This is a genomic window from Pseudarthrobacter sp. LT1 (genome assembly GCF_035621795.1).
Taxonomy (GTDB): domain Bacteria; phylum Actinomycetota; class Actinomycetes; order Actinomycetales; family Micrococcaceae; genus Arthrobacter.
The window spans coordinates 2,000,198-2,020,883 of the sequence record NZ_CP141830.1 but is presented as its reverse complement, the minus strand read 5'-3'; the positions used below and the strand labels follow the sequence as shown (position 1 = coordinate 2,020,883).

Annotated in this window: 18 protein-coding genes; 10 read left to right on the top strand and 8 right to left on the bottom strand. The window is 64.1% G+C overall.

What is annotated here, in order from left to right; translation table 11 throughout:
* Positions 1-36 precede the first annotated feature (36 nt).
* Genes VIK36_RS09490 through VIK36_RS09460 form a run of 7 tightly spaced genes read left to right on the top strand, consistent with a single transcriptional unit; the run spans position 37 to position 8,610 of the window.
* Entirely contained in the window at positions 37-1,611 is a 1,575-nt protein-coding gene (locus VIK36_RS09490; protein WP_324644938.1) for an FAD-dependent monooxygenase, read from the top strand.
* Positions 1,604-3,640: an acetate--CoA ligase family protein gene (locus VIK36_RS09485; protein WP_324644936.1), complete on the top strand. Its 2,037-nt coding sequence runs from the start codon at positions 1,604-1,606 to the stop codon at positions 3,638-3,640. The genes VIK36_RS09490 and VIK36_RS09485 overlap by 8 nt, the downstream gene beginning before the upstream one ends.
* The gene (locus VIK36_RS09480) at positions 3,637-5,310 is read left to right on the top strand and encodes a (2,3-dihydroxybenzoyl)adenylate synthase (protein ID WP_255175292.1); all 1,674 of its coding nucleotides are present in this window, start codon (positions 3,637-3,639) and stop codon (positions 5,308-5,310) included. The genes VIK36_RS09485 and VIK36_RS09480 overlap by 4 nt, the downstream gene beginning before the upstream one ends.
* Before the next feature lie 9 nt (positions 5,311-5,319).
* The gene (locus VIK36_RS09475; RefSeq protein WP_324644934.1) at positions 5,320-6,441 is read left to right on the top strand and encodes a cupin domain-containing protein; all 1,122 of its coding nucleotides are present in this window, start codon (positions 5,320-5,322) and stop codon (positions 6,439-6,441) included.
* Positions 6,441-7,265 carry a fumarylacetoacetate hydrolase family protein gene (locus VIK36_RS09470; protein WP_324644933.1) on the top strand — a complete coding sequence of 275 codons (825 nt, stop codon included), beginning with the start codon at positions 6,441-6,443 and terminating at the stop codon, positions 7,263-7,265. The genes VIK36_RS09475 and VIK36_RS09470 overlap by 1 nt, the downstream gene beginning before the upstream one ends.
* Entirely contained in the window at positions 7,265-8,014 is a 750-nt protein-coding gene (locus tag VIK36_RS09465; protein ID WP_255175289.1) for a maleylpyruvate isomerase family mycothiol-dependent enzyme, read from the top strand. Before VIK36_RS09470 ends, VIK36_RS09465 begins: the two co-directional genes overlap by 1 nt.
* 26 nt (positions 8,015-8,040) lie before the next feature.
* On the top strand, positions 8,041-8,610 hold the full coding sequence (locus VIK36_RS09460; protein WP_255175571.1) for an adenylate kinase: 570 nt from the start codon (positions 8,041-8,043) through the stop codon (positions 8,608-8,610).
* Between the two features lie 75 nt (positions 8,611-8,685).
* Here the strand turns inward: VIK36_RS09460 and VIK36_RS09455 are convergent, their stop codons facing one another.
* Complete coding sequence (locus tag VIK36_RS09455; protein WP_324644932.1) at positions 8,686-9,138, bottom strand: DoxX family protein; 453 nt, start codon at positions 9,136-9,138, stop codon at positions 8,686-8,688.
* A gap of 151 nt (positions 9,139-9,289) precedes the next feature.
* Entirely contained in the window at positions 9,290-9,787 is a 498-nt protein-coding gene (locus VIK36_RS09450; protein ID WP_255175287.1) for a MarR family winged helix-turn-helix transcriptional regulator, read from the bottom strand.
* Positions 9,788-9,889: 102 nt separating this feature from the next.
* On the opposite strand from VIK36_RS09450, the gene VIK36_RS09445 reads away from it, so the two are divergent.
* The 3 genes from VIK36_RS09445 (at position 9,890) to VIK36_RS09435 (ending at position 12,262) form a co-directional block, all read left to right on the top strand.
* The gene (locus VIK36_RS09445) at positions 9,890-10,465 is read left to right on the top strand and encodes an NADPH-dependent F420 reductase (protein WP_255175286.1); all 576 of its coding nucleotides are present in this window, start codon (positions 9,890-9,892) and stop codon (positions 10,463-10,465) included.
* A 112-nt stretch (positions 10,466-10,577) separates the two neighbouring features.
* Positions 10,578-11,102 (top strand): VOC family protein, encoded by a 525-nt coding sequence (locus VIK36_RS09440; RefSeq protein WP_255175285.1) that lies wholly within the window; start codon positions 10,578-10,580, stop codon positions 11,100-11,102.
* Complete coding sequence (locus VIK36_RS09435; protein ID WP_324644929.1) at positions 11,099-12,262, top strand: luciferase family protein; 1,164 nt, start codon at positions 11,099-11,101, stop codon at positions 12,260-12,262. Before VIK36_RS09440 ends, VIK36_RS09435 begins: the two co-directional genes overlap by 4 nt.
* 45 nt (positions 12,263-12,307) lie before the next feature.
* On the opposite strand, the gene VIK36_RS09430 is transcribed toward VIK36_RS09435, so the two are convergent.
* From VIK36_RS09430 to VIK36_RS09405, 6 genes are all read right to left on the bottom strand, one after another.
* Positions 12,308-13,474, bottom strand: a complete 1,167-nt coding sequence (locus tag VIK36_RS09430; protein ID WP_324644927.1) for a serine hydrolase domain-containing protein — start codon at positions 13,472-13,474, stop codon at positions 12,308-12,310.
* A gap of 24 nt (positions 13,475-13,498) precedes the next feature.
* Complete coding sequence (locus tag VIK36_RS09425; protein WP_324644926.1) at positions 13,499-14,449, bottom strand: alpha/beta hydrolase; 951 nt, start codon at positions 14,447-14,449, stop codon at positions 13,499-13,501.
* Positions 14,450-14,514: 65 nt separating this feature from the next.
* Entirely contained in the window at positions 14,515-16,995 is a 2,481-nt protein-coding gene (locus tag VIK36_RS09420) for a beta-glucosidase family protein (protein WP_324644925.1), read from the bottom strand.
* A gap of 44 nt (positions 16,996-17,039) precedes the next feature.
* The gene (locus tag VIK36_RS09415) at positions 17,040-17,900 is read right to left on the bottom strand and encodes an ATP-binding cassette domain-containing protein (protein WP_255175279.1); all 861 of its coding nucleotides are present in this window, start codon (positions 17,898-17,900) and stop codon (positions 17,040-17,042) included.
* On the bottom strand, positions 17,897-19,744 hold the full coding sequence (locus tag VIK36_RS09410) for a dipeptide/oligopeptide/nickel ABC transporter permease/ATP-binding protein (RefSeq protein WP_324644922.1): 1,848 nt from the start codon (positions 19,742-19,744) through the stop codon (positions 17,897-17,899). The genes VIK36_RS09415 and VIK36_RS09410 overlap by 4 nt, the downstream gene beginning before the upstream one ends.
* Entirely contained in the window at positions 19,741-20,682 is a 942-nt protein-coding gene (locus VIK36_RS09405; protein ID WP_324644920.1) for an ABC transporter permease, read from the bottom strand. The genes VIK36_RS09410 and VIK36_RS09405 overlap by 4 nt, the downstream gene beginning before the upstream one ends.
* Positions 20,683-20,686: the final 4 nt, after the last annotated feature.

Below are 20,686 nucleotides of genomic sequence, written 5' to 3'. Positions count from 1 at the left end.
TCTCACCGAATTCCCAATCCTTAGAAGGTGGCATCGATGGCACTTCGCGTAGCCTGCATTGGCGGCGGTCCCGGCGGACTGTTCTTCTCAACCCTGTTCAAGCAGACCGTCCCGGACGCCGAGGTCGTACTCTTTGAACGCAACCAGGCCACCGACGCCTTCGGTTTTGGCGTGGTGTTTTCCGACGCCACGCTCAACCGCATAAACGATGCGGACCCCGTGGTTCGGGACGGCCTCCGCGACTACGGCACCCACTGGGAGGACATCGAAGTCTGGCTCAAAGGTGAACAGAAGTCCTTCAGCGGCAACGGCATGGCCGCCATCTACCGCAAGACGTTGCTGAAGCTAATGCAGGAACGCGCCGCCGAAGTTGGTGTGGACATGCGCTTTGGCCAGTACGTCCCCGACCTGCAGCAACTGGCGGACTTCGACCTCATCGTCGGTGCAGACGGCGCCAATTCGTCCACTCGCGAACAATTGGGCGAGTCGTTGGGTCACACCACCGAGACAGCAACCGCCAAGTTCATCTGGTTCGGTACAACGTACATGTTCAAAGGACTTACCTTCGTTCATCGGCAAAGCGAATTTGGCAACTTCGCTGTACACGGTTATCCGATCAGCGAGGACCTCAGCACTTTCATTGTTGAAACGGACGAAGACACGTGGCGGAAGGCAGGCCTGGACGAGTTCGATGCGAGCCAGCCTCCAGGCCCCTCGGACCTGAAGACGCAGCGGTTCCTTGAAAAGCTGTTCGCCGAAGACATCGCCGGGGAGCCGCTGGTAGCTAACAACTCCCGGTGGGCCAACTTCCGGACCCGGCGGACGCGGACCTGGCACAAAGACAACGTCGTCCTGCTGGGGGATGCTGTCCACACGGCACACTTTTCCGTGGGCTCGGGCACGAAGATGGCCATGGAGGACGCCATCACCCTGGTCCGTGAAGTGGCTGCCCACCAGGATGACCTTGAGCAGGCCTTCACCAATTACGAGGCAGAACGCCAACCGCAGGTGGCCAAGATCCAAAACCAGGCCCGTGGCGGCCTGAGCTGGTGGGAGCACTTCGCAAGGTACTACAACTCCTTCGAGCCCACCCAGTTCACCTTCCATTTCTTCTCGCGCAGCATCGACATCGATAAGATCCGCCTGCGGGATCCGGAGCTCGTTGCCTCCGCTGAACAGGACTGGCTGGACAGGCACGGGCATGCGCCCCTTGAAACTCCGCTTCGCGCGGGAACGACAGAGCTTGGCGGGCGCTTGCTGACACTCTCCACCGAGGGCACGGACATTGCGTTGTCCGGACCGGGCGGAAGCATCGCAGTGGTTACGGATCCGGCTCAGGCCAACATCAACACTGCCCTGCTGCTCACGGCGCCGGAAACGGAAGCTGGCCTCGCGGCCGCCTTCACGAAATTGCCTGCAGAAGCTGCGGCTGTTGTGATCCAGGGCGGCAATGCATTCACCCGGATCCTCCTGTCGGAAGAGGCACGCCTCGGACGCGGCCTGACCAGTATCATCGTTGATGATCGAGGAACGGCATCCAACCTGACTTTGGTGCTCTCAGGCCGTACTGACGCCGTTGCTGAGGCAAACGTGGGGGCGACCGATGCATAGCCTGTCTGCCCTTTTCGCTCCCCAGGGCATCATCGTTGTCGGGGCGTCGGGCAGCCCCGAGAAGCTCGGCGCTGTGATGGCGCAGTCACTCTCAAGCTACAGCGCCCCCGTTGAGCTGGTGAACAGCAGGGGCGAGAACGGCATGCACACCAGTATCGCCTCTGCCGCTGCTGCGATACCCGGCGGCCCTGACCTCGCAGTGCTTTGTGTGCCGGCCGCAGCTACCGCCCAGTCGCTGCGGGACAGTGCAGCAAGCGGTGCCAAAGCAGCGCTAGTGTGCGCTGGGGGTTTTGCTGAAGCCGGCGGCCCGGGTCTCGAGTACGCGGCCCAGGTCGAGGCCGCGGTGCGGGAAACAGGTATCCGCTTGCTGGGTCCCAACACCTCCGGATTCTTCGTCCCCCACCGCAATCTCCGAGCCAGCTTTGTTCCTGGAGTAGCCGAGCTGGAGCCCGGATCGGTTGCTGTCGTCGCGGCCAGCGGAGGCGTCAACCACGTCCTTGCGTTCCACCTCGAGCACTCCGGCGCCGGAGTCAGCCTTGCGGCCGGAATCGGTGCAGGTACCGACATCACCGCTCCCGATGTGCTGGATTACCTGATAGCTGATGACCAGACCAAGGCAGTTGCGCTGCACTTGGAAACCGTTTCAGATGGTCCTGCCCTGATCGACGCCGTCTCCCGCCTCAGCGCCGTGAAGCCTGTTGTCGCATTGGTGGTGGGCCGCAACGATGTTTCGGAATTCGCCCAGTCCCACACCGGTGCGCTGGCTACATCCTGGCGCACCACGCGTTCGGTCCTCAAGCAGGCAGGCGCGGTAATCGTCGACGACGAGATTCAACTGGTTGCCGCCGTCACCGCATTGGCCGGGCGCCGGTTGAAGCCTTCTGCGGACCCTGGAGTAGGCCTCATCACCGGGCAAGCGGGACCCGGCTTGCTGATCGCGGATGCTTTGCACAGCGCCGGCGTGGCGCTCCCCCGGCTTGCACAAAGCAGCCAGGACACCATCAGCACCCTGCTCCCGCCACTGACGTTCCAGGCAAACCCTGTTGACACTGGCCGCCCCGGACCAGGGTACGAGCAGATAGTTGCCGCCGTGGCACAAGACCCGTCGATCGACGTCGTCGCTCTTTATGGCCTGACCGAACCCGTGACCGACCTGCCGCTCGCCGTGGCCAACTCCGGTGTAGCCGACACGATGCCGTTTCTTGTAGGGGTGGACGGCCCTGAGGGGGACCAGGAGCGGGCCCGCAAATCCGCGCGCCAGCACGATCTTCCACTGATCTCCGGGCCGACGTCGCTGGCCCAAGGCATTTCCGCCCTCGTGCACGATGCCAGGGGTCAGTTCGAGAAGGCCGAACAACCTGCCGGCACCGTCACATGGCCGAACATTGATGGCCCGTGGGATGAGAACCGTTCCAAAGAACTCCTGGGAGCGCTTGGCATTCCGACGCCGGAACGCCGCGTGTGCAGCAGCCGCACCGCAGCGCAGGAGGCGCTGGCGGAACTTGGCGGTCCGGTGGCTGTGAAGCTCTTGGACGCGGCAATTCTGCACAAAACGGAGATCGGCGGCGTGCACCTCGGCGTTAAGTCCCTAGAGGAGATGGACCACGCCTTGGCAGCACTTGAGGCCGCCGGCGCGCGTGAATTCCTCGTTGAGGCGATGGCGCCCTCCGGCGTCGACCTTGTTGTCGGCGTCCGGCGCGACCCCGTCTTTGGACCGATCGTGGTTTTGGGCCTCGGCGGCACCGCTGCGGAAGTATTTGCGGACATCTCCATCCGGACTGCGCCACTGGCACCGAGGGCAGCCGAGGGAATGCCGGCCGAATTGCAGGCACGGGACCTCTTGTACGGCTTCCGTTCCGGTCCAATGCTGGATACAGCAGAACTGGCGGGCCTCCTGGTCCGGCTGGGAGACGCGCTCGTCTCCAATGAGGCCATCGCGGAAATCGAAATTAATCCCCTGCGCCTGACCCACCAAGGGCTGTTGGCGCTGGACGCAGTAGTGATCAATGTCGAGGAGGACATGAAATGACAAGCCATACCAGTGAGGGAACCACCCCCTGGCCCGCAGACCTTGCAGCCGCATTCCGTGCCAAGGGCTACTGGGAAGACCGTGCTCTCGGCAGTTACGTCATCGAGACTGCCGACCGCCTACCCGACAAAGTTGCGCTCGTAGACGGCGATGTTCGTATCACCTACTCTGAGCTCGTCAATCGGATGGACGCGGCCGCCGAGCGGCTGCTGCAGCTCGGGCTTAAAGCGGACGACCGCATCATGATCCAGTTGCCGAACGGGTGGCAGTTCACCATACTCACCCTGGCTTGTTTCCGTGCAGGCATCATGCCGGTCATGGCCTTGCCCGCGCACCGAAAGTACGAGCTGTCGTTCCTCACTGAGCTGTCCGAATCCCGGGCTATCGCCGTGCCCGACGTTATCAAGGATTTCGACCACCAGTCGCTGGCCGAGGAGCTGGCTGAAGCGATACCCTCGCTGGAACTGATCCTCGTATCCGGCGCCGCCAACCCCCTCAACGTACGTCTCGAAGAGATCCTGGCCCCGGGAACAGACCCCGCCGGCGCCAGGGCCCGCCTGGATGCGGCTGCCCCATCCCCAGACTCACCTGCCCTGTTCCTGTTATCAGGGGGCACCACGGGACTGCCCAAGCTCATCACGCGCACCCACAACGATTACGCGTACAACATCAAGGCCACATCCGTACCTACGGCTGTGGCCGAAGACACTGTGTACCTGGGCACTCTGCCGGCGAGCCATAACTTTCCCCTCGCCTGCCCCGGGATCCTGGGCATCCTTTTTGCCGGCGGCCGGGTGGTCATGTTGCCGAGCCCCGAACCGCGCAAGGCGTTTGCCGCCATTGAGCGGGAGGGCGTCACGCTTTCCACGGCAGTCCCCGCCGTAGCGCAGCGCTGGATCGAGCACCAGGAGGAGACGGGTGGGGACCAGCTCACCACCCTGCAGGTGATTCAGGTCGGAGGTTCCCGTCTGCCCGATGAGATCGCCCACAAGGTCAAACCCGTACTTGGGGCTACGCTGCAGCAGGTTTTCGGCATGGCCGAAGGGCTCATCAACATGACCCGTCTGGACGATCCTGAAGAGGTGATCTGTACTACCCAAGGGCGTCCAGTCTCCGAAGCAGACGAGATTCGTATTGTGGATGAGGCGGGCAATGACCTCCCGGATGGAGTCCCGGGCTCAATCCTGACCCGGGGGCCCTACACCCCGAGAGGCTACTACCGTGCGCCCGAAGCCAATGCCAGGGCGTTCACCCCTGACGGCTGGTACGCAAGCGGCGACATCGTGGAGCGCCGCCCGGACGGGAACCTCATTGTCCAGGGCCGCGACAAGGACATGATCAACCGCGGTGGCGAGAAAATCTCTGCAGAGGAAATTGAAAGCCTCGTCTACCGGCTCGAGGACGTCACCATGGCTGCCGCTGTCGCTATGCCGGATGCGGTGCTGGGCGAAAAACTGTGCCTCTACATCACCGTCAAGCCGGGAACGGAAGTGACTCTTGAACAAATCCAGGAGCTCCTCCGAAATACAGGAGTGGCTGCCTTCAAGATCCCTGAGCACCTCGTTGTAGTCGACGAGCTGCCTGCCACCAAGGTCGGCAAGATCAACAAAAAGGAACTCCGAGCCGATATCGCCGAGCGGCTGGCGACTGCCAGCGCCAACTCAAAGTAGAGGATTGCCATGACTGAGAACCTGACGCATGAATCCGTTGCTGCCAGCCACTCCGTGCCTGAGCCCACGCCGGAGGAGGCTGCCCAGCTTGAGCAGTTGTACCGGGACTTTGATAAAGAGAACCTGATTCCGTTGTGGACGGAGATCGGTGATTTGATGCCGATGGTCCCGTCACCGAAGGCGGTTCCGCATGTATGGCGGTGGGATGACCTGTACCCGCTGGCCGCCCGTGCCGGTGACCTGGTGCCGGTGGGTCGCGGCGGGGAACGCCGTGCCATCGCGCTGGCCAACCCGGGCCTGGGCGGCACCCCGTATGCCACCCCCACGCTGTGGGCTGCCATCCAGTACCTGGGCGGCCGCGAAACAGCCCCGGAGCACCGGCACTCGCAGAACGCGTTCCGTTTCGTCGTCGAGGGTGAGGGCGTGTGGACGGTGGTGAACGGTGACCCGGTCCGGATGTCCCGCGGCGACTTCCTGCTCACCCCGGGCTGGAACTTCCACGGCCACCACAACGACACCGACGAGCCCATGGCCTGGATCGACGGACTGGACATCCCGTTCGTGCACTACGCCGACGCCGGATTCTTCGAGTTCGGCACCGAGCGCGTCACGGACGAGGCCACCCCGGACATCTCCCGTTCCGAACGGCTCTGGGCCCACCCCGGCCTTCGCCCGCTCTCCGGCCTGGAAAACACCACCAACTCCCCCATCGCCGCCTACCGGTGGAAGTACACCGACGCCGCCCTGCGCGAACAGCTCCTCCTCGAGGACGAGGGCCACCCCGCCACAGTGTCCCAGGGCCACGCCGCCATCCGGTACACCAACCCCACCACCGGCGGGGACGTCATGCCCACCATCCGGGCCGAGTTCCACCGGCTCCGCACCGGCGCCGGGACCGAGACGGTCCGCGAGGTGGGCTCCAGCGTCTGGCAGGTCTTCGAGGGCACCGGCACCGTGACCCTGAACGGCGAAACCAGGGTGCTGGCCAAGGGCGACCTGTTCGTCGTCCCGTCCTGGGCCGCCTGGTCCCTGCAGGCCGAATCAGAGTTTGATCTTTTCCGGTTCAGCGACGCCCCCATCTTTGAGCGCCTGAACTTCAACCGCACCTACATCGAAGGACGCACCAAATAATGAAACTCCTCACCCTCCGCACTCCTGCCGGCAACAAGGCGGTCCGCCAGGACGGCGACACCCTGACCGAGATCCCGGGCTTCTCCGACGTCGGGGCCCTGCTGCAGGACCCCAACTGGGAAACCACCGCCAAAGAAGCCCACGGCGCAACCCACCCCTTCAAGGGCGCCGACCTCGCCGCCGTCGTGCCCTCCCCCGGCAAGATCATCTGCGTGGGCCACAACTACCGCAACCACATCAAGGAGATGGGCCGCGAGGTCCCGGAGCACCCCACCCTGTTCGCCAAGTACGCCGAATCCCTGATCGGGCCCAACGATGACCTGGCCCTGCCCCAGGAATCGGACACCGTGGACTGGGAAGCCGAACTCGCCGTCGTCATCGGCAAGGCCGGCCGCCGCATCCCCGAAGCCGAAGCCGCTGGGCACATCGCCGGGTACTCCGTGCTCAACGACATCAGCATGCGCGACTACCAGTTCCGCACCATCCAGTGGCTGCAGGGCAAGACCTGGGAGAAGTCCACCCCGTTCGGGCCGGCCCTGGTCACCAAGGACGAGTTCACCGCCGGCCCGCTGATGACCTCCGCCGTGGACGGCGAAGTCCAGCAAAGCACCCCCACCTCGGACCTGGTGTTTACCCCGGAATACCTGGTCTCCTACATCTCCACCATCATCACCCTGAACCCGGGCGACGTGATCGCCACCGGTACCCCTGGCGGCGTGGGCCACGCCCAGGACCCCAAGCGCTACCTGCAGGAAGGCCAGGTCCTGGTCACCACCATCGAGGGCCTGGGCCAGTTGACCAACCGCGTGGTCAAGGAAGCCTGATGGTCGCCCGCCACGACCAAACCACAGACCCGCGCCTGCAGGAAGACCTCCTGCAGGCGCGGCGTGGCACCGCGTTCTTCGCCCGCAAGCTCAACGAGCTTTCCGATGCAGAGCTCGACGGCGGCACCCGCCTTCCGGGGTGGACGCGCCGGCACGTCGTAGCGCACGTGGGCTACAACGCCCGGGCCATCGCGCGGCTGGTGGAATGGGCGGCCACCGGCGTGGAAACACCCATGTACCCCTCCCCCGAGGCCCGAAACCATGAAATCGACTTCGGCGCCACCCTCTCCCCCATCGCACTGCGGCACCTCTTCGACCACTCCGCCGTGCACCTCAACGTCGAATGGCGCGACCTGCCCGCCGACAACTGGCACCACAAGGTCAAGACCGCCCAGGGCCGAACCGTCCCCGCCGAAGAAACCGTCTGGATGCGCACCCGCGAAGTCTGGATGCACGCCGTGGACCTGGACAACGGAGCCAGCTTCAGCGACATCCCCGCACCGGTCCTGGAACGCCTGATCAAGGACATCACCGGCGCCTGGCACACGCGCGGCACCGACACCGGACTCCTCGTCACGGTGGACGGTACGGACCTGGCGTTTGGCGATGCGGGCACCGCTGACCCAACGATCATCACCGGGCCGCTCCCCGCCGTCGCCGAATGGGCCGCCGGCCGCGGCAACAGCGGCGTCACCGCCACCGGCCCGGGCACCACCGAAGGCACCCCCGCAGCACCGAAATGGATCTAGGGCGAGGGGCTTTTGCGATGACGAGAATGCTGATTATTGGACCTCCCGGTTCAGGAAAAGGAACGCAGGCGGAACGGATTTCAGAGCGCCTCGGCGTTGTGGCCATCTCCACCGGCGACATCTTCCGTGCCAACGTGAAGAGTGGCACCCCGCTGGGCGTCAAGGCAAAGAAGTACATGGACAACGGCGACTTCGTCCCGGACAGCGTAACCAACATGATGGTCCGTGACCGCCTGAACGAGTCCGATGTCGAGAACGGCTTCCTGCTGGACGGCTACCCGCGCACCACCGCGCAGGTGGACTACCTGGACGAGATCCTCGCTGACGCTGACGAGAAGCTCGACGTAGTCCTGCAGCTCACCGCCGACGACAAAGAGCTGGTGCACCGCCTCCTGGGCCGTGCCAAGGAAACGGGCCGGAGCGACGACAACGAAGCCGTCATCCGCCACCGCCTGGACCTGTACAACGAGCAGACCGAACCCGTGGTGGCGAAGTACGCCGAGCGCGGCATACTCACCCAGGTCGACGGCGTCGGCGGCATCGACGAGGTCACCAACCGCGTGATGCAGGCCATCAAGGCAGTACAGGCCATCTAGCCTTCAGCGAAATGGCGCCGGCATCCGCTTATGCGGGTGCCGGCGCCATTCGTCGTTTATGAGTTTGGCTGCCGCTTAGGCCAGGGCTGCCAGGGTACGGTTACCGTTACGACCAAAGAGCAAAGCGTCGACGGAGAATCGGCCTGCCCCGACGATGGCGAGGGCTGCGGCGCCGGCCGCCAGGACGAGTACGAGTTCGTAACCACCTTTGTCAGCGAAGATTCCGGCCGGGGCGTGCACCAGGAAGAGGGCGCCAAGCATGTCCAGTGCCAGGAGGATGGCCACGGGACGAACCAGCACGCCGACAATGATGGCGGCGCCCCCAAGGAGTTCCAGGAAGCCGATCGCCGGAGCAACCAGCTGCGCGGCCGGTACCCCCATCTGTGCGAACGCTGCCTGGGTGCCGGGGATGGTGTAGTCGAAGATCTTCTGCCAGCCATGGGCGAAGAAGATAACGCCCACAACGAGGCGCAGGACTGTGCGGGCGATGTTGGACTGGGTGGCAGCGGGCTGAATCGGAGAAGTCATGGTGCGGTCCTCTTTTCTCGCCTTCTGAAGCCTGCAGTAGCGGTCTTCAAAAGGAATAAGTTGATGTTTCAAGTAATAGCCTATGGCAGATTACTTGTCGCGTCAACTATTTTCACGGGGCCCGCTTTGGCGCCGCCCCCTATAGCCAAACTCACTCAGGCCCGTCATGCCGGCGGTACAGAGGGGCCATCGCTGCGTCAGGGTCGAGCTTCTCCAACAAGGCATCGGCAATCCCCCGCAACTGACCGAGCTGCTCCGGAGTTAGTGCATCGATAACGTTCCGCCGCACGTTTTCCACATGCCCGGGCGCGGTCTCGACAATTTTGCGCTGCCCCCCGGCGGTGAGGCGGGCGTTGGTTGCACGCCGATCCTCGGGGCACGGAAAGCGCTCCACCAGGCCGCGTGCTTCAAGACGCTTTACTACGTGGGACAGGCGCGCCAGCGTGGCGCTCGTCTGCGCTGCCAGATCTGTCATCCTCAGCGTCTGCCGCGGAGCTTCCGAAAGCATGGCGAGCACGTAGTACTCGAAGTTCGTCAGATCCGCGTCGCGGCGGAGCTGGGAGTCAAGCGCATTCGGCAGCAGCTCGACCACCGTATACAGCCGCACCCAGGCGGCCAATTCATCCCTTGTAAGCCATCGTGTCTCCATGCCTTCATTCTTCCCCAAATTGGTTGTTGCAACAACTAACTTCGGGCGCTACTATTTAGTTGAAGCCTCAACCAATGGGGCCTGCACACAAAGGAGACCGTTATGACTGCAGTAAGCATCCTCGGACAAGGCAACATGGGCTCGGCTATCGCCGGCATCGCAGAGAAGGGCGGCAATACCGTCCAGGTCCTCGGCAGCGGGGACACCGACAAGACCATTACCGGAGAGATTGTCGTTCTGGCCGTTCCCTACCCGGCCGTGCAGGAGATCCTGGCCCAGCGTGGCGAGCAGCTCGCCGGCAAGATCATTGTTGACATCACGAATCCGCTGAACTTCGAAACCTTCGACTCCCTGACCGTGCCGGCCGATTCCTCAGCCACCGCCCAGATCCAGGCCGCGCTTCCCAACTCCAGCGTAGTGAAGGCGTTCAACACCACCTTCGCAGCCACCCTGGCCTCGGGCGAAATCGCCGGGCAGCCCACTACAGTGCTGATCGCCGGGGACGACGCGGACGCGAAGACCCGGCTCGCCGGGCTCATCTCCGCCGCCGGGCTGCGCGCCATCGACGCCGGATCGCTGCGCCGGGCACGGGAGCTGGAGGCAACGGGCTTCCTGCAGATCGCCCTTGCCGCCGGTGAAAAGATCGCCTGGACCGGCGGCTTCGCCGTCAAGGCCTAAACAGGCAGTCAACCCGACTCCGCACCACCGTACTTTCCGGGAACCGGCCGGCTAATAGGCCGGCTCCCGGACCACGGGCGCGGCTTCCGTACCGAGAAAGAACCACCTTCCGATGCCAGTCTCACCCGTCCGGCTGAACCATGCCGTACTCTTCGTCACCGACCTTGCCAGGGCCGAACGCTTTTATACCCAGCTCTTCGGAATGGAAGTCGTCGCCCGCGAACCGCGCGCCAACGCGTCCTTCCTGAGGCTTCCGCGCTCCGGTAACCACCACGACCTCGGCCTCTTCGGGGTAGGCGATACCGCGCCGCCCAAGGTGCGTGGCGCCGTCGGGCTCTACCACCTTGCCTGGCAGCTGGACACCATCGAAGAGCTAGCGGAAGCCCGAAGGACCTTGGAAGAAGCCGGCGCGTACACAGGTCAATCCAGCCACGGGGCCACGAAAAGCGTCTACGGGGCGGATCCGGACGGCAACGAGTTCGAACTTATGTGGATGCTTCCCCGCCAGCATTGGGGCGAGTACGCGAACACCGCGCCCGTTGAGCCGCTGGAGCTCGACGACGAACTGCGCAGATGGTCCGGTGTACCCACCGCTGGCCGAATCACCGAAACTAATCCTGATGAGGACAACCAATGAATAACGCCTTCGACGAACCCACGGTTGTCTGGCACACCCCTGACACCACCGACCGTCCCCTGGTGGTGCTGCTGCATGGACGCGGCGCGGACGAGACCGGCATCATCGGTTTGGCCGGACACTTGCCAGCGGGCCCGTCGTATGCCGCTGTCCGCGCACCGATTCCGGCCGGAGGGGGCTACGCCTGGTTTGCCAACCGTGGAATCGGCCGTCCGGTGGCGGAGTCCCTCAATCAGACGATGGCTTGGTTCCGCAAGTGGCTCGACAACGTGGCACCTCCGGGTCGCCAGGTGATACTCGTCGGCTTCAGCGGCGGCGCAGCCTTTGCAGGAGGTCTGCTCCTGTCCGATCCACAGCGTTTCGCAGGCGCTGCCATCCTCTACGGAACATTACCGTTCGACGCCGGCGTCCCAACTTCACCTGCCCGCTTGGCCGGGGTGCCGGTTTTCGTTGCCCAAGGCGAGACCGACACTGTCATCCCCCGCGAGCTCCTGGACCGAACGTGGACCTACCTGCTCGGTGATTCCGGCGCACCCAGCTACGCCCGCCGCGATCCCGGCGGCCACGGCCTCACCAATGACACTGTTGCGGAGCTTGGCGGCTGGATCGCGGAGCGTTTGCACTTCCTCGCCTCCCGCGGCACTCTGCCGTCCGACGATGGCACCTGGAACGCCTTTCCCGACGGCGCGCTCCCGGTTCGTTCCGGCGCTCGCCCCGATGTTTCCTGGTCGATACCGCAGGAGCAGCGCTCCGACAATAGCCCGCGCCACGTCCGGGAGCGGCTCCTGGACCGTGTCCTCGCCTTGCCCGGGGTAACTGCACGCCAGTCAGCCATCTCCGTGCCCGGTGCATCCGGGTTCATGGTCGAACGCGACGCACGGGCGCCGCTTGACGCATTCCTCGTTCCACAGGCCGGAGAGTTTGCGCACCTCCACCCCGAGTACGATGGATCACTGCATACGGCCCTGCCTCCGGCCCTTGCCCGCGAGGCCATAGCCAAAGGTTGGGGCGTGGCTCATCCCCTGGCCGGGATCCGGCTTGCCCGGGGAATGGTCATGATCTATGGACCACGGAACGACGCTGAGCTTGATGTCGTCACCGGAATCCTGCAGACAAGCCACGCCTACGCCACGCTCCCCGCAGGCAGCGGGAACGCCTGACATTCCGCGGAGCCATGGCCAGAGACGGCCATGGCTCCCTTGCGCCTAGCTCTGGCGGACAGCAGCCCTCACGGTTTGCGAGAGGTGGATCGCCCTGGCATCCGCGCCGCCCGGCAGTTGCATCTGGAGCGGGATATAGCCAAAGCTGATGCCGTACAGCGGGTCAGCGTACCCGAGCGCCCCACCGGCACCATCATGGCCAAACGCCTGGTAGCTGCCAAAATCAGAGCCTGGGTGGGGCTTCATGAAAACGACACCGAACGACGCCGGGAAATTCAGGACCCTGTCCACTCCCCACACCTGCTGCTGCCCCATTGCCGCAACAGTATCGGAGTCTACGAGGGTATCCCCCGTCAGGCCAATGGCTGCTGCGTAAACCTGCGCCAGCCCCCTTGCCGATCCGATACCGCCAACTGCGGCAGGGCCAGCCGCCCGCACTTCGCGGCGATTGGGTGAGTAGGGACCCAGGTTTGGCGGTACAAGGCTGTTGACACCGTTGAACATCAGGGCGCCAAGACCATCCGGCGACATCTGGCTTGCGGACATGATTTCAAGCTGTTCGGTCGTAGGTTGCGCGGGACGTACTGCTTCGAACCGATCCTCTTCTGATTCCGGCAGGCCGAGCCAAAAGTCAATGTCCCGGGGTGCGCGGACGGTGTTCTCGTAGAGTTCCTGCAAGGTCAGGCCCGTAATCCGCCGCACCAGTTCCTCGATGACGGATCCGATGGTCAGGCCGTGATAACCGAAGCTTGATCCCGGGCGCCAGTACGGCCGTTGCGTCGCGAGTTTGGGTGCCGCGCGGCGGGAGTCCAGTATGTCCGCGGTTTCCAGCCCCGCGTCCACGTTGATCAGTCCAGCCTGGTGCGACAAGAGCTCGCGGACAAGCACCCGTTCTTTTCCGTTGGCGCCAAATTCCGGCCAATAGTGAACCACCGTTTGATCAAGGTCCAGCTGTCCTGAGCTGACCAGCGTCGCCAGGGCTATTGCGGCGACGCCTTTTGTCGCCGAGAACGTTCCCGTCAACGTGTCGCGTTCCAGGCCGTCTCCACCGACCAGATCAACCACGAGGTGGTCCTTCCAGTACACGGCCAGCTGGGCGCTGTAATTGAGGTCCTCGGCGAGATAGGCATCAAACTGGGCCTGTACGTCCTCGAACCCGGGTGCGACGGTGCCTGTGGACTGGCTTTTGGCAGGAGCCGTGACGGCTGACATATGCTTCGGACCTTTCCTTGGAAACTAGTGGTGGGCCGGCGACTGGCTGCCCGGTGCTGCCGTCCCGGCGGCACCGCGGAGCCAGGCGAGCATTTGCTCAACGGAGTGTTTGGCTGGTCCTGTGTGGGGATGGTCCAGGTGTCCGTGCATGCTGTCCGGTTCCATCTCCATGCGGACTGGCACTCCTGCGGCTTCCAGTTGGGCTGCGAAGAGTTCCCCTGAGGCGCGCAGGGTGTCAGATTCGGAATTGATGATGTAGACGGGGGGAAAACCCTTGACGTCGCCCTCCCCGGCGAACGCATGCGCGTCCTTGAACGTGTCCTCACTGCCGGCGAAATTCAGGTTGATGTCCCGGATGAAGTCCGGCCCGAAGGCAAGGTCAGCGGGAACGCCGGCCATCTTCCCGCGCAGATCCTCGTTGAGCGGGGGAAGCTCGGCGTGGACGAGAGGGTATGCGAGCAGCAAGGAAGCAGGCATCTGCCCGGATTCGTCCCTCAGCCGTCCCGTCAGCGCGGCAGTCAGCGCGGCGCCGGCGCTTGCCCCGCCAAGATGAAGGTCTCCCACAGTCTGCAACCCCAGAGATTCAAGATTCTCACTTGCCCAGCGCCAACCGGCGAGTACGTCGTTTGACGGGGCCGGATACTTCACGCCGTGAAGGGCCTTGCGATAGTCCAGTGACAGCACTGAAATTCCGTGCGAGGCGAGGTAGAGGCTGACCCAGTGCGCCTCGGGCATGTCCAGGTCGCCGGCAATGAAGGCCCCACCGTGGACCCAGACGAGTCCAGCCAGGGCTTCGCCGGGACAACGGTACAGGCGTCCGGGGACCCGGCCCTCGGGGGTCGGGACATCAATGTCGACTGCAGATACAGCGGCCAACTCCGGATAGATGGACACAAGTGACTGGTGGTCTGTGTCAGTTCTGGGGTCCGGGAAGGGCCCGTTCAGCTCCAGGCCGCGGATCAGCTGGCCGGCCATTGATGTACTCGGGACTTGCGTGCCTGTATCGGCCATGTCTTTGTCGTTCCTTCTCTTGAGGGGCCCTAGTCCTGGACAAGTTCCAGCGTTGCCTGCAGCGGGAGTTCGTTGACGGAGGTGCCGATGCGGAGGGTGTACATGCCCGGCTCGTAGGTCCAGCCGTTGTCCCAGTACGCAAGGAGCCGGGTGGGGACGTCCACACTGGCTGTAACGGTTTCGCCGGCTTCTGCCCATACAGGAACGGAGGCGACAAGCCATCGGATAGGGCGGTCGACGGCGGAGTCTGGCCTTTCCGCGTATACCTGCACGACGTTCTTGCCGGCGCGGGCGCCGCTATTCGTAAGTGCGATGGTGACTGGAAGAGCTGTATCCGCCGTGGCTGTGGCCGGGGCATCCACGGAATCCAGGTTCCAGTGCGTGTAGCCAAGCCCGTACCCAAATTCGTATGCCGGCGTCCTTTCGGCCTTGAGCCAGGCACGGTAGCCGATATGGATCCCTTCGTCGTAGGTGAGGGTCCCGTCGGCCTCGGGCGTGACATTGATGACGGGCACGTCCTCCCGGCGTGCGGGCCATGTGGTGGGCAGTCGGCCCCCGGGCTCGGCTTCCCCCGTCAGGATGTCGGCAAGTGCATGGCCGAACTCTTGACCGCCGAAGTAGCCGATCAAGGTCGCCGCTACTTCGTCGCGCCAAGGCATCAGGACAGGCGAACCGGAGTTCACGATGACGACAGTGCGGGGGTTGGCAGCCGCCACGGCGTGGACCAAACGGTCCTGCGTGCCGGGGAGTTCGAGGGAGGAACGGTCGTATCCCTCGGACTCAACGCGGGAATTGGTGCCCACTACGACGACCGCAACGTCGGCAGCGCGCGCAGCTTCCACCGCTGCGGTAATGAGGCCGTCGGGGTCCGCATTGTCGGCTTCGGTACCAATCGTGATTCCGAGCGTGTTCGATAGTGCCCCTGCCGTCTTGCTGGTGAGTTCTACCCGTACGTTGAGTGGGGTGCCCTCGACCACGTCCACCGGAACCGAGGCTGCTGGCGGCGCGAGCAATGCGGCCCCCAGGTCCGTTCCAACAGCTTCAACCGTGGCGTCATGGACAAGTACGCCATTCACGAAAATACGGCCATGCCCCACGCTGGAGAAGCCGAGCCGAATGGTGCCGGTCTCGTGCGGTGTGTAGATGGTGTGGAACTGAACCGTCGATGCTGTCGAGATGGGTGCGTCTCCTCCGAACCAGACCAGCGCTGTAGAGCGTCGGTCCTCGGTGAAGAGCTCGTGACCGTTGGCGTCCAAAAAGCGAACTCTGATGCCGGGGGCTCCGGTGACCGGATTGGTGATTTGTTCCAGGGGGAATTCCGCGATCCCTTCCTGCACTACCGCTCCCACTGTGTAACTGACGTTGTCTGGACCGAAAGCAGCGCGGATCCCGTCCAGGGGCGTGACTATTCTTTCGGGAACCACCGTGGCGGAGCCGCCGCCCTGTGTGCGGGCGTAGCGTGCGTTGTGTCCGATGACCGAAACCTTTCGGACCGCGGTTGGATCCAGTGGAAGCAGGCCGTCGTTTTTCACCATCACGGTACCCGCAATAGAGGCTTCCCGGGCGAACGCGACAAGGTCCTCCCGGTCCGCGGGTTCGGGCCGGACGGCCTCGAAGCCTTCCAGGGCACCCACCCGGGCGGCGAGCTGCAGAATCCGCAACACCTTCCGCTCGATCGCGGATTCCGGAATCCGGCCGGCTTTCACCGCCGCGACGAGGGCTTCACCCCAGGGGCCATCCGGCCCCGGCATAACGAGGTCCTGGGAAGCGGCGGCACTGTCGATGCTGCGGACTGCAGTCCAGTCGCTGATGACCACGCCGTCGAAACCCCATTCGCTGTTCAAGGGGGTTTCCAGAAGGTCGTTTTCGGTCGCGGTGATGCCGTTAATGGAGTTGTACGCACTCATCACCAGCCACGCTTTCGATTCAACGATGGCCTTTTCGAATGCGAGAAGATAAAGCTCCCGCAGTGGCCGGTCCCCCACCTTGACATCGACGGTGAACCTGTCAGTTTCAGAATCGTTGGCCACGTAGTGCTTGGGGGTGGCGCCCACACCATTGCGCTGCACACCTGACACGTAGGCGGCCGCCAGCTCGGCTGTCAGCACCGGGTCTTCACTGAATGCTTCGAAGTGCCTTCCCCCCAGCGGGGAACGGTGCAGGTTGATCGTCGGCCCCAGGACCACGTCCACTCCCTTGCGCCGGGCTTCAACAGCCGACGCCGCCCCAAGCCGGTCGGCGATGGCCCGATCCCACGAGGAGCTGATGGCGGCAGCTGATGGAAAGTTCATGGACGGCTCACGCTCGTCCCAGACTTCACCGCGGACGCCCGTCGGACCGTCTGAGAAGAGCATGCGCCGCAGCCCGATCTTTTCGAGTGGCCAGGTAGTCCAGAAATCACGTCCCGTCAGCAGTTGGATCTTTTCCGCAAGTGTCAGTTCAGCCATCAGGGACTTCAGTCGTGCGTCGGTGCTGTGGTCGGTTTTTGCTGCGTCGGTGAGGAATTCCATGGTGGCTTTCTTGGCTGTTCTTGCGTTGATGTTCTTGCTGTTTTTCAGGCTACGCCGGCCTGGAGGTCCTGCTGGTGCTGGAGTTCCAGGAGGCGTACTCTGTCGGCCCGGTGTTTGGCCTGCCGGTCGGGATCGGGAATCGGAGCGGCCATGAACAGCCGCTGCGTGTAGGGGTGTTCAGGTGCTCCGGTGACCTGATCGCCGTCGCCCCATTCGACGATCTCGCCGTGGTACATCACGGCAACGCGGTGGCTGAGGTGCCGCACCACGGCGAGGTCGTGGGAGACGAAGAGGTAGGCGACACCGGTGAGTTCCTGGATCTCGATGAAGAGTTCCATGACGCGGGCCTGCGTGGAGAGGTCCAGGGCGGACACGGGCTCGTCGCAGACGATGAGCTTTGGATCCAGGGCGAGGGCCCTGGCGATGGCGACGCGCTGGCGCTGTCCGCCGGAGAATTCCCGCGGCAGCCGGTGCGCGGCGCCGTGCGGCAGCCGGACCTGGTCCAGCAGTTCGGCCACGCGCTGGTTGGCCGCCTTGCGGTCCACTTTGCGGACGGTGAGCGGTTCGGTGAGGATCTGCTCGATGGTCATGGAGGGGTTCAGCGATGTGTACGGGTCCTGGAAAACCACCTGGATCTCGTTGCTGAGTTCCTTGCGCTGGGCGCGGGGGGCCTTGGAGATCTCCTCGCCGCGGTATTTGATGCTGCCGCCGGTAACGGGCGCCAGCCCCAACACGGCGCGGCCCAAGGTGGTCTTGCCCGAGCCGGACTCCCCTACGAGGCCCACAGTCTCACCCGGCCGGATGTCAAGGGAGACGCCCTTGAGCGCCTTGAACGGTTCCTTCCGGAAGCCCTTGAGCGGATATTCGACGACGACGTCCTTGACGTCGAGCAGGGTGTCGGTCATGACGTCACTCCTTTCAATTCCTGGGGCTTGGCTAACTGCGCTGTGCCGGTGGCCGGGATGTACTGCCCGCGGGGGGCGGTGTCTTCGAGGATCGCGTCTAGCAGCTGGCGGGTGTACGGGTGCTGGGCATCGTTGAAGATTGCCCGGACAGGACCGGTTTCCACGACGCGGCCGGTCTGCATCACGGAGACGCGATCGCAGAGGTCGGCAACCACCCCGAAGTTGTGGGTCACCAGGATGACGCCCATGTTCAGTTCATCCTGGAGCTCGCGAAGCAGGTTCAGCACTTCGGCCTGCACCGTGACGTCCAGGGCGGTGGTGGGTTCGTCGGCGATCAGCAGGTCCGGATTGCAGGACACGGCGCCGGCGATCAGGACGCGCTGGGCCATGCCGCCGGAGATCTGGTGCGGGTAGGAGTTGAAGGTCCGTTCCGGGTTGGGGATGCCCACCTTCGCCAGCAGCACCAGGGCACGTTTGCGGGCTTCAGCCTTGGAGATGCCCAGGCACACCCGCATGGGTTCCATTAACTGGCTGCCGATGGTGAACGCGCCGTCCAGGTTGGACATGGGTTCCTGCGGGATGTACGCGATGCGCTTCCCGCGTACCTTGGTCATCTCCTTCTCGGAGAGGTGCGCCAGATCCTTGCCCTCAAAGAAAATGGAACCACCTGTGATGCGCCCGTCCTGGGGCAGGAGCCGGAGGATGGAGAACGCAGTCTGTGTCTTGCCGGAACCAGATTCGCCGACCAGGCCGTGCACCTCACCGCGCCGGACTGTCAGGCCCACGTGGTTCACCACGTGGGTGGTGGACCCGTCGGGCTGGTCGTAGCCGACTCCGAGGTCCGTGACTTCCAGCAGCAATTCGCCCGTGTCTGTGCCCGGCTCTTCGGGATGGACGACGGCGGCGTCCCCGCGCTTCCCGGCGGCACCTTCGGCGTCGGCTGCTGCAGTCGCTGCCGCGGCCTTGCGGCCCTTCTTCACCGGACCGCTGCTGCGCTCCAGCTCGTCGCGCATGGCGTTGGCCAGCAACGTCAGGGCGATGCAGACAAGACCGATGACCAGGGCCGGCCACAGCACCAGCGCGGGTGCTTTGAAGATGTTGATGAAGCCGTCGTTGAGCATGCTGCCCCAAGTGGGGATGCTCCGATCGCCCAGCCCCAGGAATTCCAGTCCGGCCTGGATGGCGATGGCGATGCCCAAGACCATGGCTGACTGGATGATGACCGGTGCCCGGACCACGGTGAGGATGTGGCGGCCGATGATCCTGAAGTCGCTTAAGCCGGAAACCCGTGCCGCGTCCACATAAAGTTCGTTGCGGACTGCGGTAACGGACGCATAGACAAGCCGGAAGAAAGCCGGCGACAGCAGCACACCGAAGATCATCATGGACAACCACATGGAGGGGCCAACTACTGCGCGGGCCGCCAGCAGGACCACCATTCCCGGCAGGGCCATCAACAGTCCGGTGAGCCATGAGGAGACCGCATCGAACCAGCCGCCGTAGTACCCGGCGATGAGCCCAGCCGTGACGCCGATGACCAGCGCCACGGCGAGAGCCACCACGGCGCCGGCGAGGCTGAACTGGCCGGCGAAGAGCAGGCGGCTGAAGACATCGCGTCCGGCGCTGTCGGCCCCCAGTAGATGCCCGGATCCGGCCTTGGCCAGCACATCCTTGAGGGTGGCCTCGTTGGGATCGTGCGTTGCCAGCACTGGGGCCAGGAGGGAGGCCAGTGCCACCAGGAACAGGACAAGCAGCGATGCCGCACCTGTCGGGTGTGTTACGAGCTTGCGGAAGAGGGAAATCTTGGCTGCCGTGACGGGCAGTGCGGGAGGAGCGTCGATCATGACAGCCGAACTTTCGGATTGAGCCAGCCCTGGGCCAGGTCGATGATGAGGTTGACGGTCACCACGATGGCAGCGGTTGCAAGCACGACTCCCATCACGACCGGGATGTCACCCTGGCCGGTGGCGGCGACCGTGATCTGCCCGAGGCCGGGCAGGGCAAAGATCTGTTCCACGATGACGGCGCCCCCCAGCAGTCCAATGAACTGAACGGCAAGTACAGCCAAGGCCGGTCCGCCCGCGTTGCGCAGCACGTGCTTATAGACAACGCGGTTGAAGGACAATCCGCGGGCGCGCAGCGTGCGAACGTAGTCCTTGCGGAGCGCATCAATCAGTGAACCGCGGATCTGCTGCACCACGGCGGCGACGCATCCGATGGAGAGGGCGATGATCGGCAAGGTGACCGTCGTCGCCCAGCCGCCGAACGACGTCGTAATGGGCACATACCCTGTGGCCTTGAACCACTTGAGGTTGAGCGCGAACAGGGAGACCAGACCCAGCGCGATCAGGAACCCGGGGATAGCGAAGCCGAGGACACCCACGAACTGGACTACGCGGTCGATCCAGCCGCGGCGGACTGCTGCCCAAACAGCCACGACTACCGAGATAAACGCAGCGACGATGGTGGCGCCGAGGACGAGGGAAAGCGTGACCCAAACCCTGCTGCTGACACCGGTGCTGACGAGCTGGCCATTGAACCAGGAGCGGCCGAGGTCGCCGGTGACGGCTCCGGTAATCCAGTCCCAGTACTGGACAACGAGGGGACGGTCGAGACCCAGCTGGCTTGCCTTCATGGCAACTTGGGCGTCCGTGGCGGTGGGGCCCACGATGCGGCGGGCGATGTCGCCGCTGCCTGAGTACAGCAGCAGGTAGGCGACCGTGGTGATGACGAACAGCAGGAGGACGCCGGAAACCAGGCGCTTCAGCACGAATCGGTACATTCGA

Bases quoted from the DNA above. Each gene is read 5' to 3' on its own strand.
- VIK36_RS09460 (WP_255175571.1), top strand. From the start codon at position 8,041: ATGCTGATTATTGGACCTCCCGGTTCAGGAAAAGGAACGCAGGCGGAA.
- VIK36_RS09455 (WP_324644932.1), bottom strand. From the start codon at position 9,138: ATGACTTCTCCGATTCAGCCCGCTGCCACCCAGTCCAACATCGCCCGC.
- VIK36_RS09420 (WP_324644925.1), bottom strand. From the start codon at position 16,995: ATGGAATTCCTCACCGACGCAGCAAAAACCGACCACAGCACCGACGCA.
- VIK36_RS09450 (WP_255175287.1), bottom strand. From the start codon at position 9,787: ATGGAGACACGATGGCTTACAAGGGATGAATTGGCCGCCTGGGTGCGG.
- VIK36_RS09435 (WP_324644929.1), top strand. From the start codon at position 11,099: ATGAATAACGCCTTCGACGAACCCACGGTTGTCTGGCACACCCCTGAC.
- VIK36_RS09445 (WP_255175286.1), top strand. From the start codon at position 9,890: ATGACTGCAGTAAGCATCCTCGGACAAGGCAACATGGGCTCGGCTATC.
- VIK36_RS09425 (WP_324644926.1), bottom strand. From the start codon at position 14,449: ATGGCCGGCCAGCTGATCCGCGGCCTGGAGCTGAACGGGCCCTTCCCG.
- VIK36_RS09465 (WP_255175289.1), top strand. From the start codon at position 7,265: ATGGTCGCCCGCCACGACCAAACCACAGACCCGCGCCTGCAGGAAGAC.
- VIK36_RS09410 (WP_324644922.1), bottom strand. From the start codon at position 19,744: ATGATCGACGCTCCTCCCGCACTGCCCGTCACGGCAGCCAAGATTTCC.
- VIK36_RS09475 (WP_324644934.1), top strand. From the start codon at position 5,320: ATGACTGAGAACCTGACGCATGAATCCGTTGCTGCCAGCCACTCCGTG.
- VIK36_RS09440 (WP_255175285.1), top strand. From the start codon at position 10,578: ATGCCAGTCTCACCCGTCCGGCTGAACCATGCCGTACTCTTCGTCACC.
- VIK36_RS09480 (WP_255175292.1), top strand. From the start codon at position 3,637: ATGACAAGCCATACCAGTGAGGGAACCACCCCCTGGCCCGCAGACCTT.
- VIK36_RS09490 (WP_324644938.1), top strand. From the start codon at position 37: ATGGCACTTCGCGTAGCCTGCATTGGCGGCGGTCCCGGCGGACTGTTC.
- VIK36_RS09415 (WP_255175279.1), bottom strand. From the start codon at position 17,900: ATGACCGACACCCTGCTCGACGTCAAGGACGTCGTCGTCGAATATCCG.
- VIK36_RS09485 (WP_324644936.1), top strand. From the start codon at position 1,604: ATGCATAGCCTGTCTGCCCTTTTCGCTCCCCAGGGCATCATCGTTGTC.
- VIK36_RS09470 (WP_324644933.1), top strand. From the start codon at position 6,441: ATGAAACTCCTCACCCTCCGCACTCCTGCCGGCAACAAGGCGGTCCGC.
- VIK36_RS09430 (WP_324644927.1), bottom strand. From the start codon at position 13,474: ATGTCAGCCGTCACGGCTCCTGCCAAAAGCCAGTCCACAGGCACCGTC.
- VIK36_RS09405 (WP_324644920.1), bottom strand. From the start codon at position 20,682: ATGTACCGATTCGTGCTGAAGCGCCTGGTTTCCGGCGTCCTCCTGCTG.